The following is a 15511-nucleotide window of genomic DNA, read 5'->3' as shown; positions in this document are numbered from 1 at the left end:
GCCGGGTTGGGTGGGGTGGGGTGGGTTAGTGGGCGCCCAGGTGGGACAGGAGGTCTTGGCGGGTTAGGACGCCCTTGGGCTTGCCGTCGACCAGGACCAGGGCGGCGTCGGACTTCTCCAGCATGCCCACCGCCTCGCTCACCGGCTGACCACCACCGATCATCGGCAGCGGGTCGCCCATGTGCCGCTCGATCGTGTCGTGCAGGTGGGCCTGGCCGGTGAACAGCGCGTCGAGCAGGTCCCGCTCGGCGATCGAGCCGGCGACCTCACCGGTCACCACGGGCGGCTCGGCCTTGAGCACCGGAAGCTGCGAGACGCCGTACTCGCGCATGTAGTCGATCGCGTCGCGGACGGTCTCGGTCGGGTGCACGTGCACCAGCTCAGGCAGCCCGCCCGGCTTGCTGGCCAGCGCGTCGGCCACCGTCGGCTCGGCACCGGAGTTGTCGAGGAAGCCGTACCGGGCCATCCACGAGTCGTTGAAGATCTTGGAGAGGTAGCCTCGGCCGCCGTCGGGCAGCAGCACCACCACCACGTCGTCCGGGCCGGCCCGACGGGCGACCTCCAGGGCGGCGACCACCGCCATGCCGCAGGAACCGCCGACCAGCAGCCCCTCCTCGCGGGCCAGTCGCCGGGTCATCTCGAAGGACGCCTTGTCGGAGACCTCCACGATCTCGTCGGCGACACCCTGGTCGTACGTCTCCGGCCAGAAGTCCTCGCCGACGCCCTCCACCAGGTACGGCCGGCCGGTGCCGCCGGAGTAGACCGAGCCCTCCGGGTCGGCCCCGACGATCCGCACGCGGCCCTCGGACGCCTCCTTGAGGTACCGGCCGATGCCGGAGATGGTGCCGCCGGTGCCGACGCCGGTCACGAAGTGGGTGAGCTCGCCGTCAGTCTGCTTCCACAGCTCCGGGCCGGTCGTCTCGTAGTGCGAGCGCGGGTTGGCCGGGTTGCTGTACTGGTTGGGCTTCCAGGCGCCGGGGATCTCCCGGGTCAGCCGGTCGGAGACGTTGTAGTACGAGCGCGGGTCCTCCGGCGCGACGGCGGTCGGGCAGACCACCACCTCGGCGCCGTACGCCCGGAGCACGTCCTGCTTGTCCTGGCTGACCTTGTCGGGGCAGACGAAGACGCACTTGTAGCCCTTGAGCTGGGCCACCAGGGCCAACCCGACGCCGGTGTTGCCGCTGGTCGGCTCGACGATGGTGCCGCCGGGCTTGAGCAGGCCGGCGGCCTCGGCGTCCTCCACCATCCGCAGCGCGATGCGATCCTTCACCGAGCCGCCCGGGTTGACGTACTCCACCTTGGCCAGCACGGTGGCCTGGATGCCCTCGGTGACGTTACGCAGACGCACCAGCGGGGTGTTTCCGATCATGTCGACGACGTTGTCGTAGTACTGCACGGTGTGCCCTTCGTTGCGGCGCCGGCGGTGGGCGGCCGGGAAGACGTTTGCTCACCGCCCAGCGTACGTGTCGTCAGGGCACCAGCCCCCCGGGGATGACCGAGCTGCGACGGGCCTCCCACTCCAGGAACCGGTCGGTCTCGGCGAGCACGCTGCCGGCCAACCAGGTGACCATGACCGCGTCGTCGGCCAGCCCGAAGATCGCCAGCGGGATCTCCGGGAGCAGGTCGATCGGCGAGACGATGTACGCCGTCGCCGCGGTCATCAGGGCCAGCCGAAGGCCGCCGTCGTACTCCCCCTTGGTGGTGGCTCGGATCATCCGGGGCAGCGCGGCCAACCGCGTGCCGATCGACGGCCCGTTGCGCGCCCCGGCCGCCAGGGCCCGCGCCAGGGCCGTGAACGCCGCGCTGCGCTTCAGTGTCTTACCCATCGTCGCGCTCCTCTCCGCCGGATCAGCGTGGCGGGTCGGCGCAAGTCGGCCGGCCTCTGGAACCCAGGTACCCCGTCGCGTCGCTTTCCAGGCACCCGGGTGCCGTCACGACGACAGCGGTGTGTCGGGCCAGCGCGATAATGTCGCGGTATGGGGGTGGCACATTCCGTCGTACCCGGTGGTGAGCGCTGGCGGCAGGCCCGGCGGTTCGTCCGGCTGGCCGCCATCGGCACCGGCGCCACCGCGGCGGCCGCGGTGGCGACCGGCGGGGTGCTGGTCGGCCAGGCCCGCCAGGCTCGACGGACCATCCCGATGGCCGAGGCGCCGCCGCCCCGCTGCGACGGGATGTACGGCGCGAAGTTCCCCGGTCCGGCGCTCACCATGGTCGTGCTCGGTGACTCGTCGGCGGCCGGCTACGGGGTGTACCGCCGTCGGGAGACGCCCGGGGCGCTGCTCGCCACCGGCCTGTCCCGTCGACTGCACCGGCCGGTGCAGCTGCACCGCTTCGCGGTGGTCGGCGCCATCTCGGCGGTGCTGCGCCACCAGGTGGAGGCGGCGCTGGAGTGCCGACCCGACATCGCGGTGATCCTCATCGGCGGCAACGACATCACCAACCGCACCCCGCGCGGCCTGGCGGTGCGCTACCTGGTCGAGGCGGTGCACACCCTGCGCGACGCCGGGTGCGAGGTGGTCGTCGGCACCTGCCCCGACCTGGGCGCGATCCGCCCGATCCAGCCACCTCTGCGCTGGCTGGCACACCGCTGGAGCCGCCAGCTCGCCGCCGCACAGACAGTGGCAGTGGTCGAGGCAGGCGGCTGGACGGTCTCCCTCGGTGACCTGCTCGGCCCCCGGTTCGCGGCCGAGCCGACCCGGATGTTCGCCTGGGACCGGTTCCATCCCTCCGCCGAGGGGTACGCGATGGCCGCCGCCGCGCTCCTGCCGACGATGCTCTCCGCCCTCGGCGCGACCCCGGAACGACGGGCCACACCGACCCGCGGCGACGGCGTACGGTCGCTGCCGGAGGCCGCGCAGGAGGCGGCTCGACACGCCGGCACGGAGGTCAGCGGCGTCCAGGTCCGGGGCCGCGACCGAGGGCCGGCCGGCCGGTGGGCGCAGCTGCGCCGACGGGCGTTCTTCGGTGTCGGCGCGGTGCCGCAGCACGGGTCCGCCTCGGACACCTCGACAGTGGAGGGACTGGCATGAACGAGCGCAGCGCGCGGAGCGTGACCTCCGGCCTCGCCGGCCGACTGGGTCGGGCGGCGGCGTTCTCGCTGCTCGCCGGCACCGTCGGGGGCGCGGCCGTCCTCGCTGGTGAGGCGTTCGTCGCCCGGCACCGACGCTACGCCGAACCGGAGCTGGGTCTTGCCCTGCGCGCCACGATCGGCCGGGCGGGCGCCTCCCCGCTGCGACTGGTGCTGCTGGGCGACTCGTCGGCACTGGGCGTGGGTGTCGACCGCCTGGAGGACACCATCGGCGGGCAGTTGGCCAACCTGCTCGCCGAGGGTCCGACCGGCCGTCGGGTGCACCTGTCCAGCGTCGGCGTCTCCGGGTCCCGCTCGACGGACCTCGCCACCCAGGTGGCCCGGGCCCTGCTAGGTGAGCGGCCCGACGTGGCGTTGATCCTGATCGGCGCGAACGACGCCACCGGGTTGCGCCGACCCTCCGACGCGGCGGCCTATCTCGGCGCGGCGGTGCACCGGCTGCGTGAGGCGCGCGTCGAGGTCGTGGTGGGCACCTGCCCCGACCTGGGCGCGGTGCGTGCGATCGCGCCTCCGCTGCGCCAGGTGGTCGGCTGGTCCGGGCGCCGGGTGGCCCGCGCGCAGACCACGGCCGTGCTCGAGGCGGGCGGCTCGGTGGTCGACCTGGCCACCGAGACCGGGCCGGTGTTCCGGGCCGACGCCGGGACGCTGTGCCAGGACGGCTTCCACCCCTCCGCCGACGGCTACCGGGTGTGGGCGCACGCGCTGCTGCCCGCCATCGTCGCCGCGGCGGCGGCCACGACCCGGCGCTAGATCGTCGCCGGCCAGGGTGACATTTCCCGCCGCGCCGGCTTCTTCCGCGCCATGTTACCGGCGGGTTAACGTTGGTCCATGCCGATTGAGTCGTCCCGCGACGCCGTCATCGTCGCCACCGCCCGCTCCCCCATCGGCCGGGCGCACAAGGGGTCCCTGCGCGACGTCCGCTCCGACGACCTCGCCGCGACCATCGTCCAGGCCGCACTGGACAAGATCCCCGCTCTCGATCCGACCACGATCGACGACCTCTACCTCGGGTGCGGCCTGCCCGGTGGCGAGCAGGGCTTCAACATGGCCCGGGTGGTGTCCACCCTCCTCGGTCTGGACACTGTCCCCGGCGCCACGCTGACCCGCTACTGCGCCTCCTCGTTGCAGACCACCCGGATGGCGATGCACGCGATCCGGGCCGGCGAGGGCGACGTGTTTGTCTCCGCCGGGGTGGAGATGGTCTCCCGCTACGCCCGCGGCAGCTCCGACGGCCTTCCGCCCGAGGCGCAGGCCCTGGTCGGCGGCAGCTGGGAGAACCCCCGCTTCGGGTCGGCCGGCGAGCGTTCGAAGCGCCGCGCGCAGGGCGGCGCCGAGGTGTGGACCGACCCGCGTGAGGCCGGCGAACTGCCCGACATCTACCTGACCATGGGGCAGACCGCGGAGAACCTGGCCCAGGTGCACGACGTCACCCGCGCCGACATGGACGAGTTCGGCGTACGCAGCCAGAATCTCGCCGAGAAGGCCATCGCCGACGGTTTCTGGGCCCGGGAGATCACCCCGGTCACCACGCCGGACGGCACCGTGGTGAGCACCGACGACGGGCCCCGGGCCGGCGTCACCCTCGACGCGGTCTCCGGCCTGAAGCCGGTGTTCCGCCCGGACGGTCGGATCACCGCCGGCAACTGCTGCCCGCTCAACGACGGCGCGGCCGCCGTGGTGGTGATGAGCGCCCAGCGGGCCGAGGAACTCGGGCTCACCCCGCTGGCCCGGATCGTCTCGACCGGCGTGACCGCACTCTCGCCGGAGATCATGGGACTCGGCCCGGTCGAGGCGTCCCGGCAGGCGCTGCGCCGAGCCGGCATGACCATCGACGACGTCGACCTCGTCGAGATCAACGAGGCGTTCGCCGCGCAGGTCATCCCCTCCTACCGCCAACTGGGCATCCCGGAGGAGAAGCTGAACGTGATGGGCGGGGCCATCGCGGTCGGCCACCCGTTCGGCATGACCGGCGCCCGGATCACCGGCACCCTGCTCAACGCGCTGGAGTGGCACGACAAGACCATCGGTCTGGAGACCATGTGCGTGGGCGGTGGCCAGGGCATGGCCATGGTGCTGGAACGGCTCAGCTGAGCCGAGCCCCCTCAGAGCGCGCTGCGGGTCGCCGTCACCTCGGCGGCGGCCCGGTTCAGCGCCTCGACCCCCGGGTCGGCGGCCAACAGGTCCGCCGTGACCACCCGCAACTGATCGGGTAGGGCCAGGTCGTTGTCGAGCCGGGGCACCACCCGACGGGGCTCCCCCTCGGCGTCGGCGGCCAGGTTGGCGATCTCCTGCACAAGGCGGTGCACCAGGTCGGCGCGGGACACGTTGCCTGCGGTCGCGGCCGCCGCCCACCGGGGCTGCTGCCAGTGCGCGATCTGACGGACCAGCAACTGCACGGCCTTGTCCAACTCCGCTGCGCTCATCGCCGCCGAGTCTACGGCCGACACCGACCGCGCCCGGTCGGGCCGGTCAGCGGCGCAGGTAACTGAGCAGCCGCAGCAGCTGCCAGTAGAGGAAGACCAACCCGGTGAGCAGGCCGAACGCGCTCAGCCACGCGTACCGACGGGCTCGACCGTCACGCACCGAGCGCTCGACGAGATCGAAGTCGAGGATGAAGCTGAACGCCCCGGCGATGATGGCCACCACCGAGAAGGCGTACGGCAGCCAGCCGACCTCCCCGCTGACGCTGTAGACCGCCAGGCCCGATCGCCCGGTGATCAGGTACGACACCAGATTGACCACGCTGAGCACGGCGATGCCGAGCAGGGTGCCGATCACCAGGCGGGCCAGCCGGGGCGTCGCCCGGATCACCCGGGCCCGGTAGAGCGCCGCCATGCCGAGGAAGACGCCGAAGGTGCCGGCCACCGCCTGCACCACGATGCCCGGATAGACCTGCTCGAAGGTGCGGCTCGCCACCCCCAGCAGCAGCCCCTGGAGGATGGCGTAGCCGACGATCGGCACCGGGTTGGTGATCCCCCGCAACGAGATGACCAGGACCAGCGCGATCGAGGCGAGCGCGCTGCCGGCCAGCGCGGCGCCCAGCCACACCGCGTCGGGGATCACCGCCCAGGACACCGCCGCGGCCGCGCCGGTCACCAGCAGCAACCCGACGGTACGGACCACCACGTCGTCGACGGTCATCGGCTCGACGTCACGGGCGCCGAGCACCCGGGCCTCCACCCGGCCGGTCTCGTCCAGCCGGTTGAGCACCGGGTTGTTGCTGCGCACCGCCGCCTCCTTCGCCCGCATACCCCCGAAGTCACTCTGCCCCGGGCGGACCGGCGGTGGCGGGCAAACGGCGCGGACGACGGCGCCCGCCCCCACCGGAGTGGGGACGGGCGCCGGTCGGCAGTGCGGACGAGGTCAGTCGTCGCCCTGGAAGTAGCTCAGCAGGCGCAGGATCTCGATGTAGAGCCAAACCAGGCTGACCAGGATGCCGAACGCGGCCACCCAGGAGTAGCGCTGGGGCAGGCCCATCCGGACGCCGTCCTCGATCTCCTTGAAGCTGAGCACGAAGCTCAGCGAGGCCACCACGATGCAGACCAGGCTGAAGCCGATGGCGAGCGGGCTGCCGTCGCGCAGGCCGGTGTTGACGCCGAACAGCGCCAGCACCAGATTGATCATCATGACCGCGAAGAGGCCGACCATCACGGCGATCATGCCCTTGACGAAGGCCGGGGTGGCCCGGATGACCTTCGCCCGGTAGAGCATCGCCATCAGGAAGAAGATGCCGAAGCTGGCCGCGGCGGCCTGGAGCACGATGCCGTCGAAGCGCGTCTCGAACGCCTTGCTGACCATGCCGACGAAAACACCCTCGACGACCGCGTACGCGATCACGAGCGCCGGGTTGGCCATCCGGGAGAACGAGATGATCAAGCCGAGGACCAGGCCGACCACCGCCGCGCCGATCCAGGCGGTACCGACCAGCGCGTCGGGCACGAGCACCCAGGCGGCCGCGGCGGTGATGCCGAGAATGCCGAGCAGAGCGACCGTCTTGACGACCACGTCGTCGACGGTCATCGGCGCAACGGTCGGCGGCGCGGCCGGGTAGTCGGCCTGGGACGGGTACTGCTGGGGAATGCCGGGCTGTCCGTACGGCCCGGCCGGGGCGTACCCGGCGGAGCGCTCCCGCTCGGCCGCTTGGCCGAGCCGGGCGAGCACCGGGTTCGAGGTCTTCACTGTCTGGCCTCCCTCAGGGGGTCGTTTGCACGTGAACGTGCCCTCCAAGAGTAAACGGCAGAGCCAAGTCCTGGAGATCACGAATGAGAATGTGTGAGTCGACCGGTGCCCGGGGCGGGGGTCGAACCCGCACGCCTTTCGGCAGCCGCTTTTAAGGCGGCCGTGTCTGCCTTTCCACCACCCGGGCGAGTGGCACCGGCGCGCCGACACGCCTGGTGCAGTGTCACCGTAGCCGGTCTACGGCGACCCGGCGTACCCCGCCGGCCTGGCCACATTAGGGTCGATGCCGTGAGCAGCGCAGCCCCCACGGCCCCCGACGCCGCCCCTGAGCAGGCATTCCGCCTCGCCGATCAGGTCAACCGCCGACCCCGGGCCACCCGGCTGCTGGCCGCCGTCCGCCGCCACCGGGCGGACCTGCTGGCCGCTCTGATCTTCGCGGTGCTGGCCGGCTGGCTCACCCACGGGCTGTGGCCCGACCCGGGCGGCCGCATCCTGGCGCTCAACCCGGAGGACCAGGCCCTCTACGAGTGGTTCCTGGCGGTGGACGCCCGCGCGCTGCTCGGCGAATTCGACCTGCTCACCGACCGGCTCAACGCCCCCGACGGCGTCAACCTGATGACCAACACCACGGTGATCGCCCTCGGCGTCCTCTTCGCGCCGGTCACCCTGCTGCTGGGCGCACCGGTCACCTTCGCGCTGCTCGCCGCCGCCAACCTCGCCGGCACCGCCCTCGCCTGGTACCTGCTGTTCCACCGGACGCTGCGCACGCGCCGGGTGGCCGCCGCACTCGGCGGCGGGCTGTGCGGATTCGGACCCGGCATGGTCTCGCAGACCAACAGCCACCTGCACATGACCGCCCAGTGGCTGGTGCCGGTGATCGTCTGGCTGGTGGTCCGGCTACTGCGAGCGGCAGACCCGGGGCCCGGCACTCCCGGCGAGGCCGGCCGTACCCGAGCCACCGGCCCGGACCGCCGTCGACTCCTCACCTCCGCGGCGGGGCTGGCCGGCGCGGTCACCGCGCAGGTCTTCATCGGCGAGGAGGTGCTCTTCCTCGCCGCGATCACGCTGCTGGTGATGGCGATCAGCTACGCCGTGGCGGACCGGGACCTGGCCCGCCGGGCGCTCCCCGGGTTCGCCGGCGGGTTGGCGATCGCCGCCGGGCTCGCCCTGCTGGTGCTCGGCTATCCGCTGTGGTTCCAGTTCGCCGGGCCGCAGGGAGTCGCCGACGGGATGTTCACCCCGGCCTACTTCTCCGCCGACCTGAGCAGTTGGTGGACGCTCTCCCCACTGTCGGTGGCCGGCAGCGACGAATCCGCCGGGCTGACCACCGGCCCCGCCGAATACAACACCTTCCTCGGCTGGCCACTGCTGCTGGTCGCCGCGGTCTGCGCGATCTGGGCCGGGCGACGCCGGCTGGTCTTCGCCTGCGTCGTGGCGGGCCTGGTGATGGGGGCGCTCTCGCTCGGCCCGGAGGTGGTGCTCGGCGGCACCAGGACGGCGATCCCCGGTCCGTACGCCCTGATCGGAGGGCTGCCGGTGGTGGACGGGGCGTTGCCGATGCGGTTCGCGCTGGCGTTGCTGCCGATCGTCGCGACACTGCTGGTGCTCGCGGTCGACCGGGCCCTGCGCAGCCCCGGTCGGGCGCGGCAGCTGGTGCCCCTGGCCGTCGGCGTGGCGCTGCTGCCGATCTTCCCGACCCCTCTGCCGACCGCCGGACGACCCGCCGTGCCGGAATTCATCACCGGTGGCCACTGGCGGCAGTGCGTACCGCCGGGCGGGGTGCTGGTCCCGGTGCCGCTGCCCACCCCGAAGGAGCCCTGGCCGATGCGCTGGGCGACCGCCGCCGACGCCGGTTTCGGGCTGCCGGAAGGCTTCTTCATCGGCCCGTACGGGAGGGGCGGCACCGCGGCGATGGGCACCTTCAAGCAGCCCACCTCCGCGCTACTGGCCGATGTCGCCCGGCGCGGCGACCAACCGGCCATCGGCGACGAGCAGCGCCGCCAGGCCGTTCGCGACGCGGACTTCTGGGGCGCCTCCTGCGTGGCGCTCACCGACGACGCCCCCCACGCGGAAAGCCTGCGCGCCACCCTGGAGCAGCTCTACGGCCCACCCACCCGCATCGCCGACGCCTGGACGTGGCGGGTCTAGACCAAGCAAAACCCCGCCGATCTTGCACTTTCTGTCCGAAACGCACCAGAAGGCGCATTACGGCATCCGGAAGTGCAAGATCGACGGGGTCAGCGTCGGTCTCTGCTCAGACGCGGGGCGCGCCTACCGGCTGGGAGGCCTCGACGAACTCCTCGCGCGGGTCGTGCAGCTGGCCCAGAGCGACAACCTCACGCTTGAGGAAGAACGCCAGGGACCAGTCCACCACCACGCGGACCTTCCGGTTGAACGACGGGATCCGGCTCATGTGGTACGTCCGGTGCATCACCCAGGCCGGCCAACCGGTCATCTTGATCCCGTACACCTGGGCCACGCCCTTGTGCAGGCCGAGGCTCGCCACGCTGCCGACGTGCTTGTGCTTGTAGTTCACCGGCTCGCGACCCCGGATCACGGCCGCGATGTTGTCGGCCATCCGGGCGGCCTGGCGCACCGCGTGCTGTGCGCTCGGCGAGCAGAAGTTGCCCGGCTCCTTGGTCAGGTCCGGTACGGCAGCGCAGTCGCCGGCGCTCCAGGCACCCTCGAGCACCTGGTCACCGTCGACCACCTGGAGCGTGGGCAGGCAGGTGATCCGGCGACGGTCGTCACGCGGGAAGTCCGTCGAGTCCAGCATCGGCGACGGCTTCACACCGGCCGTCCAGACGATCGTGTCGGAGCGGAAGCTGTCACCGTCGGAGAGCTTGACCACCCCGTCGACGCAGGACTCCAGGCGGGTGTCCAGCCGGATGTCCATGTTCCGCTTCAGCAGCTGCTGCACGGTGTAGGCACCCATGTCCCGGTCAACCTCGGGCAGCACCCGCTGCGTGGCCTCGACCAGCACCCAGCGGACCTCGTCCTGCTTGAGCTCCGGGTAGTAACGCAGGGCGTCGCGAGCCATGTCCTCCATCTCGGCGAGCGCCTCGATGCCGGCATACCCACCGCCGACGAAGGTGAAGGTCAGCGCCGAACGGCGGACGTCCGGATCCGGCGTGGCAGCCGCCACATCGAGCCGATCCAGCACGTGGTTGCGCAGGTAGATCGCCTCGCCGATGGTCTTGAACCCGATGCCCTGCTCGTGCAGGCCGGGAATCGGCAGGGTGCGGGAGACCGAACCCGGGGCCACGATCACGTGGTCGTAGGTGATCTCTCGGGCCGGGCCGCTGATCGGCTGCACAGTGGCCACCTTGCGGTCGTGCTCGATCCGCGTGACCGTGCCGGCCACCATCTTGCACCGGCGCAACTCCCGCCGCAGCGGCACCACGGAGTGCCGCGGGGAGATGTTGCCCGCCGCCGCCTCCGGCAGGAACGGCTGATAGGTCATGTGGGGCTGAGGGTCAACCACCATGACCTCAGCCTCACGGGAGCTGAGCTTCTTCGACAGGCGCAGGGCCGCGTACAGACCGACGTGCCCGGCACCAACCACAAGGATCCGCTTCGGATTCACGTTGTCTATCATTCCCCGGCCGGCTCAGGTAATCCCGCTCGCGCCCCCCATCTGTGACGGAGCACAACCCATGTGACCTGCGTAACCCTCACTTCGCAGTGGTCACCGGCGTCGCAGCAGCCAGCCCAGCAACGCTGCCAACCCCACCGCCACCAGCAGCCCCAGCACCGTCACCCACTGGTATCCGGCGCCTCCACCCGTCCCCGCCGTCTGCAACAACAGCACGCCGAGCACGGCGGCGCCCAACAGCACGGCGGCCGACCGCATCAACCAACGGGTGATCAACTCGGGGTCCACCACCGCGTCGTAGGGCAACAGCGCGGCCAGGGCACAGAGGGTGTGCCCCAGATAGAGCAGGGCCGCGACGGCGAGCAGCCGCCAGAGGGCGACCGGACGGCCGTACCCGTCGGTGGCGAACAGCCAGCCGCCGACCGTGACCAACGCCGTGAAGGTCGCCCAGACCTTGCGCGGCCCGATCGCGGGCAACAGGGCGGCCAGCGCCAGGAAGAGGATCGGCCGGCCGGACAGCACCTCCGCGGGGAACGCCAGGGCGAACCCGGCAAACACGATGACGAAGATCCCGGCCCGGACCAGCAGCGGGGCCGCACTGATGCGCGCGACCGCGTACTGCGCCGCCCGAACCCGCTCCACGACAGCGCTCACCGGGCCCGCCTCTCGTTCGCGACTGCGGGGCTCGCAAGCTCACTCCTCGCGCTCACCGCATCCGCCTCTCGTTCGCGACTGCGGGGCTCGCAAGCTCACTCCTCGCGCTCACCGGCCACCCACCCTTGGGGCCGTCGCCAACCGGGCCACGTCCCGCAACACCTGGTCCAGGCTGCCGGCGCCGGCCCAGCGCACCACCGGTACGCCGTGCTCCCGGAGCTGCCCGATCATGATCTCCCGATCCAGGCGCCACAGTCGGTACGCCACCTCGGCCCAACCCTGGTCCTTCGGCGACGCCAGGTCGGTCGGCAACGTGTCGACCGCCACCACGAACCGCCCGCCGCGGGCCAGCCGGGCGAGCATCTGCGCCGACCGTTCGTCCAGCAGCGGAGTGAGCACCACCACCAACGCGTCCGAGGAGAGCAACTGCGGGCCGAAGACCTGGTCGTAAGGCTCGTGCGCGGACGCGTGGACCCGGACGTCGAGCAACCACTCCAGGACGGTCAGGTACTGCCGTCGCCCGGCGGCCGGCCGGAGCCGGCGGGCGGCCGGCCCGTACTCCAGCAGCGAGACCCGATCACCTCGGTGCAGGTAGTGCTCGGCGATCGCGGCGGTGGCCCGGACGGTGGTGTCCAGCACCGAGGCGGCACCGTCCACCCCACCCGAGCGGCCCGCCTCGGCGAGCACGTCGAGCAGCACCACCACCTCCGCGTCCCGGTCGGAGAGAGTGGCGGCCACGTGCAGCTGCCGGGCCCGCAACGAGACCCGCCAGTCGATCCGGCGCAGCCGGTCCCCGGGGGCGAAGACGCGTACGCCGGCCAACTCGCCGCCCTCACCGGGTCGGCGAGAGTGGTGCGCCCCGACCAGGCCGGCGGCGCGGGGCATCGCCTCGACCGCCTCGAACGGCTCTGTACGCGGGTACACCCGCACCCGGACCGGCTCGGTGATCACCGCGCGGGAGACCAGCAGACCGCCGGCCGTGGCGACCCGGGCACCGGCGGGGCCGATCGGGTGCCGGCCCCAGCGCAGGGCCTTGCCGGCCAACTCCAGGTCCACCGCAGCGGCGATCGGCACCGAGGTCACGAACGGCCGGTCGGCGACGGAACGGCGCCCGCCGAAGCCCGGAGCCGCCGCACCGGTCGCCGGGACGGCGCTCGGTCCCCCGGCGTCGACGGCCTCGTCGCGGGCGAAACCGGCCCGGTCGATCCGCAGCCACGGCGACACCCGGGACCGCATCACCACCAGGTCGTAGTCGACCGTGTCCGGGTTACCGACGCTCACCGCCGCCGCCACGTCACCGCCCTCGACCAGCGGCCCGCCGTCATCCTGGGTGATCCACACCTGTGGCAGCGCCGTGGGCCGTCGACGCAGCGCGTACGCGGTGCCCAACGCGAACGGGGCGGCGAGCACGATCAGGTCCACCCGACCCAGCAGCACGCCGGCCACCAGCAGCAGGCCGGCGAGCAGCACCGCGCGGCCGAGCGCCGGGGTGGGCGCCCAGCCGGCAGCCGGTTCCGCTTCGGTGGCCGTCGGCACGGTCGGTCCGGTCATCAGTGCCGGGGCCCGCCGGCGGCGTAGCTGGGCAGCGCGCCACTGGCCGGGGCGGGAGTCGCCTCCAGCACCTCGCTCACCACGAACGCCGGGTCGACCCGGCGCAACCACATCTCCGGGCGCAGGGTGATCCGGTGGGCCAGGGCGGGCGCAGCCACCGACTTGACGTCCTCCGGCACCACGTAGTCCCGTCCGCCGAACACCGCGCGGACCCGGGCCAGCAGCAGCAGCGCCAGCGAACCGCGAGGTGAGGCGCCGACCAGCACCGACGGGTGCTCCCGGGTGGCCGCGGTGAGCGACACGATGTAGCGGCCGATGGAGTCCTCCACCACCACGTCCTCCAGGGCAGCCTGCATGGCCCGCAGCGTCGCCGCGTCGACCACCGCCTTGATGTCCGCCTCCTCCCGGCGACGGCTCATCCGACGGCGCAGCACCTCCCACTCCTCTTCGTGCTGCGGGTAACCGAACGAGACCCGCAGCAGGAACCGGTCCAGCTGCGCCTCGGGCAGCGGGTAGGTGCCCTCGTACTCGATGGGGTTGGCGGTGGCCAGCACGTGGAACGGCTCGTCGAGCTTGTAGGTCACACCCTCGACCGACACCTGCTTCTCCTGCATCGCCTCCAGCAGCGCGGACTGGGTCTTCGGCGGCGTCCGGTTGATCTCGTCGGCGAGGAGCAGGTTGGTGAAGACCGGACCGGCCCGGAAGGTGAAGTCGCCGTTGCGCTGGTCGTAGAGGAACGAGCCGGTGACGTCGGCGGGCAGCAGGTCGGGGGTGAACTGCAACCGACGGAAGTCCAACCCGAGGGCCTGGGCGAACGAGCGGGCGGTGAGCGTCTTGCCGAGCCCCGGCAGGTCCTCCAGGAGCACGTGCCCGCCCGCGAGGATGCCGGCGAGGACCAGCTCCAACGAGTCCCGCTTGCCGACCACGACGGTGCCGACCGCGTCCAGGACCGCCCGAGCCAGGTGCCCGACCTCGGCGGGGGCAATGCTCCGGTCCACGTCGTTCATCAGATGCTCTCCAGTTCGGCGACGATCACCGCGAGGTCGCGCGGCGACGGGGTGCGGCGAGGCGGGGTCTCCAGGAACGTCCACAGGCGGTCACCCAGCAGGACGCGAGCACGGGCGGGATCCGACTCACGGGTGACGCCGTGTTTCAGCCGCATCCGTTCGTCGGCCAGTTCACCGATCCGAGGCAGTACCGTCCCGGTGAACCGTTCGGGTCGGGTCGAGGACCAGTCCAGGGGCCATTCCCACCGGTTGATCGCGCTGCGCAGTGCGTCCCGGGCACCCCAGTTGTAGCTGCCGTCCTCCTCGCCCGTGCCGACCCGACCCCCGCCGGGTGGCGGGGGCGGCGGCGCAAGTAGGGCGGTGACCCGGCGGACCGCCAGCACGGCGAGCACCCCGGCGATCAGTACGGGTAGCGAGACCTGGAGGCCCACCGCGCGGAGGCCGACCAGCAGGACCGCGACCAGCGCGGCGGCCCACGCGAGCGAGCGCAGCACCGGACGCCATCGGGAGTCGCGCGCCTGCGGACCGGCCGGCGCCGCCTCCTCCTCGAACGCGAGCAGATCGTCGATGCTGGTGCTGCTCATGCGCTGGCACCTCCGGTTCGCGACTGCGGGGCTCGCAAACCCGGCTCACTCCTCGCGCTCACGAGGTCACCACCGCGGTGAGTTCGCCGCGCAGCCGGCCGAGCGCGGCGCGGGCCTGGTCCCGGGTGCTTTCGCCGACCGGATGGGTGGCGTACCGGGCCTCCCGGTAGACGTGCGCGAACTCGGCCAGCACGTCGGTGCTGGCGATGGCCGGCACGCCCGCCTCAGCGTCACCCTGCAACAGTCGGCTGACCAGGTCGGTGGGGGTGTCCCCGGCGAGCCTCGGCACACCGGCCGCGGCGGCGGTCTCCTCCAGGCGCACCCAGCAGGCGATCACCGCCACCCGGGGGTCGGTGTCCCGGTCGTCGAGCTCCACCAGGCCGGCGTCGAGGGCGGCGACCACCTCGCGGGCGGTGCCCTCGGCGGTACGGCGGGCCCGCTGCGCGGGTAGTGCCCGGGTGGTGCGGCGCAGCGCGCCCCGGATCAGTACCCAGCAGAGGTAGCCGAGCGCGGCGAGGATGGCCAACCCGAGCAGGACCACCGCCACCGTGCCGACCCACTGCGGGATGTGCGCCTGGGTGGCCTCGCCGGCGTCACGCGGCTCGATCGGGATGGACGGCGACGGCTCGACGGTCGGGTACTCGGGAACCCAGGGAACGTTGTCCGCGGCCGGCGGAATCCGGCTGGCCCCGATCGACGAGTGCGCGGACGCCAGCGCGGCACCGGCGAGCAGGGCGGCGACCGCGCCGACCGGCCACCACCGGCGGAACAGGCCGAGCACCGGCCGCAGCACACCCGGCTCGGCGGACGGTACCGGTGTGGGCGGGCGCGTTCCGTCTGTCATCGCCACCAC

14 protein-coding genes, 1 tRNA gene and 1 pseudogene are annotated in these 15511 nt (G+C 72.5%); 4 read left to right on the top strand and 12 right to left on the bottom strand.

Annotated elements, in window-relative coordinates:
* Positions 1-25: 25 nt before the first annotated feature.
* A complete protein-coding gene (locus ACQRWP_RS32775) occupies positions 26-1396 on the bottom strand; it encodes a cystathionine beta-synthase (protein WP_430500004.1) in 1371 nt (456 codons plus the stop codon).
* 73 nt (positions 1397-1469) lie between these two features.
* Complete coding sequence (locus tag ACQRWP_RS32770) at positions 1470-1826, bottom strand: YkvA family protein (RefSeq protein WP_112582466.1); 357 nt, start codon at positions 1824-1826, stop codon at positions 1470-1472.
* Positions 1827-1976: 150 nt separating this feature from the next.
* Between ACQRWP_RS32770 and ACQRWP_RS32765 the strand changes: the two are divergent.
* The 3 genes and pseudogenes from ACQRWP_RS32765 to ACQRWP_RS32755 form a co-directional block, all read left to right on the top strand.
* A pseudogene (locus ACQRWP_RS32765) lies at positions 1977-3040 on the top strand (SGNH/GDSL hydrolase family protein); the annotation flags it as partial.
* Complete coding sequence (locus ACQRWP_RS32760) at positions 3026-3838, top strand: SGNH/GDSL hydrolase family protein (protein ID WP_430503364.1); 813 nt, start codon at positions 3026-3028, stop codon at positions 3836-3838. The pseudogene ACQRWP_RS32765 and the gene ACQRWP_RS32760, both read left to right, overlap by 15 nt.
* Before the next feature lie 78 nt (positions 3839-3916).
* Entirely contained in the window at positions 3917-5179 is a 1263-nt protein-coding gene (locus ACQRWP_RS32755; RefSeq protein ID WP_430500003.1) for an acetyl-CoA C-acetyltransferase, read from the top strand.
* Between the two features lie 11 nt (positions 5180-5190).
* Here ACQRWP_RS32755 and ACQRWP_RS32750 read toward each other — a convergent pair whose 3' ends face one another.
* From ACQRWP_RS32750 to ACQRWP_RS32735, 4 genes are all read right to left on the bottom strand, one after another.
* Complete coding sequence (locus ACQRWP_RS32750; RefSeq protein WP_430500002.1) at positions 5191-5511, bottom strand: hypothetical protein; 321 nt, start codon at positions 5509-5511, stop codon at positions 5191-5193.
* A 46-nt stretch (positions 5512-5557) separates the two neighbouring features.
* On the bottom strand, positions 5558-6316 hold the full coding sequence (locus ACQRWP_RS32745; RefSeq protein WP_430500001.1) for a Bax inhibitor-1/YccA family protein: 759 nt from the start codon (positions 6314-6316) through the stop codon (positions 5558-5560).
* Between the two features lie 135 nt (positions 6317-6451).
* Complete coding sequence (locus ACQRWP_RS32740; RefSeq protein WP_238683173.1) at positions 6452-7267, bottom strand: Bax inhibitor-1/YccA family protein; 816 nt, start codon at positions 7265-7267, stop codon at positions 6452-6454.
* 106 nt (positions 7268-7373) lie between these two features.
* Positions 7374-7454: transfer RNA gene (locus tag ACQRWP_RS32735), tRNA-Leu, on the bottom strand.
* 101 nt (positions 7455-7555) lie between these two features.
* On the opposite strand from ACQRWP_RS32735, the gene ACQRWP_RS32730 reads away from it, so the two are divergent.
* Positions 7556-9415, top strand: a complete 1860-nt coding sequence (locus ACQRWP_RS32730; RefSeq protein ID WP_430500000.1) for a hypothetical protein — start codon at positions 7556-7558, stop codon at positions 9413-9415.
* Positions 9416-9521: 106 nt separating this feature from the next.
* On the opposite strand, the gene ACQRWP_RS32725 is transcribed toward ACQRWP_RS32730, so the two are convergent.
* From ACQRWP_RS32725 to ACQRWP_RS32700, 6 genes are all read right to left on the bottom strand, one after another.
* Positions 9522-10853: an NAD(P)/FAD-dependent oxidoreductase gene (locus ACQRWP_RS32725; protein WP_124857748.1), complete on the bottom strand. Its 1332-nt coding sequence runs from the start codon at positions 10851-10853 to the stop codon at positions 9522-9524.
* Positions 10854-10955: 102 nt separating this feature from the next.
* Positions 10956-11516, bottom strand: coding sequence for a hypothetical protein (locus ACQRWP_RS32720; protein ID WP_430499999.1), 561 nt, complete (start codon positions 11514-11516; stop codon positions 10956-10958).
* Between the two features lie 108 nt (positions 11517-11624).
* Positions 11625-13067 (bottom strand): DUF58 domain-containing protein, encoded by a 1443-nt coding sequence (locus ACQRWP_RS32715; protein WP_430499998.1) that lies wholly within the window; start codon positions 13065-13067, stop codon positions 11625-11627.
* Positions 13067-14074 carry an AAA family ATPase gene (locus tag ACQRWP_RS32710; RefSeq protein WP_430499997.1) on the bottom strand — a complete coding sequence of 336 codons (1008 nt, stop codon included), beginning with the start codon at positions 14072-14074 and terminating at the stop codon, positions 13067-13069. Before ACQRWP_RS32710 ends, ACQRWP_RS32715 begins: the two co-directional genes overlap by 1 nt.
* A complete protein-coding gene (locus ACQRWP_RS32705) occupies positions 14074-14658 on the bottom strand; it encodes a hypothetical protein (protein WP_425697807.1) in 585 nt (194 codons plus the stop codon). The genes ACQRWP_RS32710 and ACQRWP_RS32705 overlap by 1 nt, the downstream gene beginning before the upstream one ends.
* 58 nt (positions 14659-14716) lie before the next feature.
* Entirely contained in the window at positions 14717-15502 is a 786-nt protein-coding gene (locus tag ACQRWP_RS32700) for a DUF4129 domain-containing protein (RefSeq protein ID WP_430499996.1), read from the bottom strand.
* Positions 15503-15511 lie beyond the last annotated feature (9 nt).

Origin of the sequence: Micromonospora trifolii (assembly GCF_050516465.1) — a bacterium.
GTDB classification, from domain to species: Bacteria; Actinomycetota; Actinomycetes; order Mycobacteriales; family Micromonosporaceae; genus Micromonospora; species Micromonospora trifolii.
This window is presented reverse-complemented; position numbering and strand designations above follow the sequence as displayed.

Excerpts from the sequence above, each read along its gene's own strand:
- ACQRWP_RS32710 (WP_430499997.1), bottom strand. The coding sequence starts at position 14,074 with ATGAACGACGTGGACCGGAGCATTGCCCCCGCCGAGGTCGGGCACCTG.
- ACQRWP_RS32770 (WP_112582466.1), bottom strand. The coding sequence starts at position 1,826 with ATGGGTAAGACACTGAAGCGCAGCGCGGCGTTCACGGCCCTGGCGCGG.
- ACQRWP_RS32705 (WP_425697807.1), bottom strand. The coding sequence starts at position 14,658 with ATGAGCAGCACCAGCATCGACGATCTGCTCGCGTTCGAGGAGGAGGCG.
- ACQRWP_RS32760 (WP_430503364.1), top strand. The coding sequence starts at position 3,026 with ATGAACGAGCGCAGCGCGCGGAGCGTGACCTCCGGCCTCGCCGGCCGA.
- ACQRWP_RS32715 (WP_430499998.1), bottom strand. The coding sequence starts at position 13,067 with ATGACCGGACCGACCGTGCCGACGGCCACCGAAGCGGAACCGGCTGCC.
- ACQRWP_RS32750 (WP_430500002.1), bottom strand. The coding sequence starts at position 5,511 with ATGAGCGCAGCGGAGTTGGACAAGGCCGTGCAGTTGCTGGTCCGTCAG.
- ACQRWP_RS32755 (WP_430500003.1), top strand. The coding sequence starts at position 3,917 with ATGCCGATTGAGTCGTCCCGCGACGCCGTCATCGTCGCCACCGCCCGC.
- ACQRWP_RS32700 (WP_430499996.1), bottom strand. The coding sequence starts at position 15,502 with ATGACAGACGGAACGCGCCCGCCCACACCGGTACCGTCCGCCGAGCCG.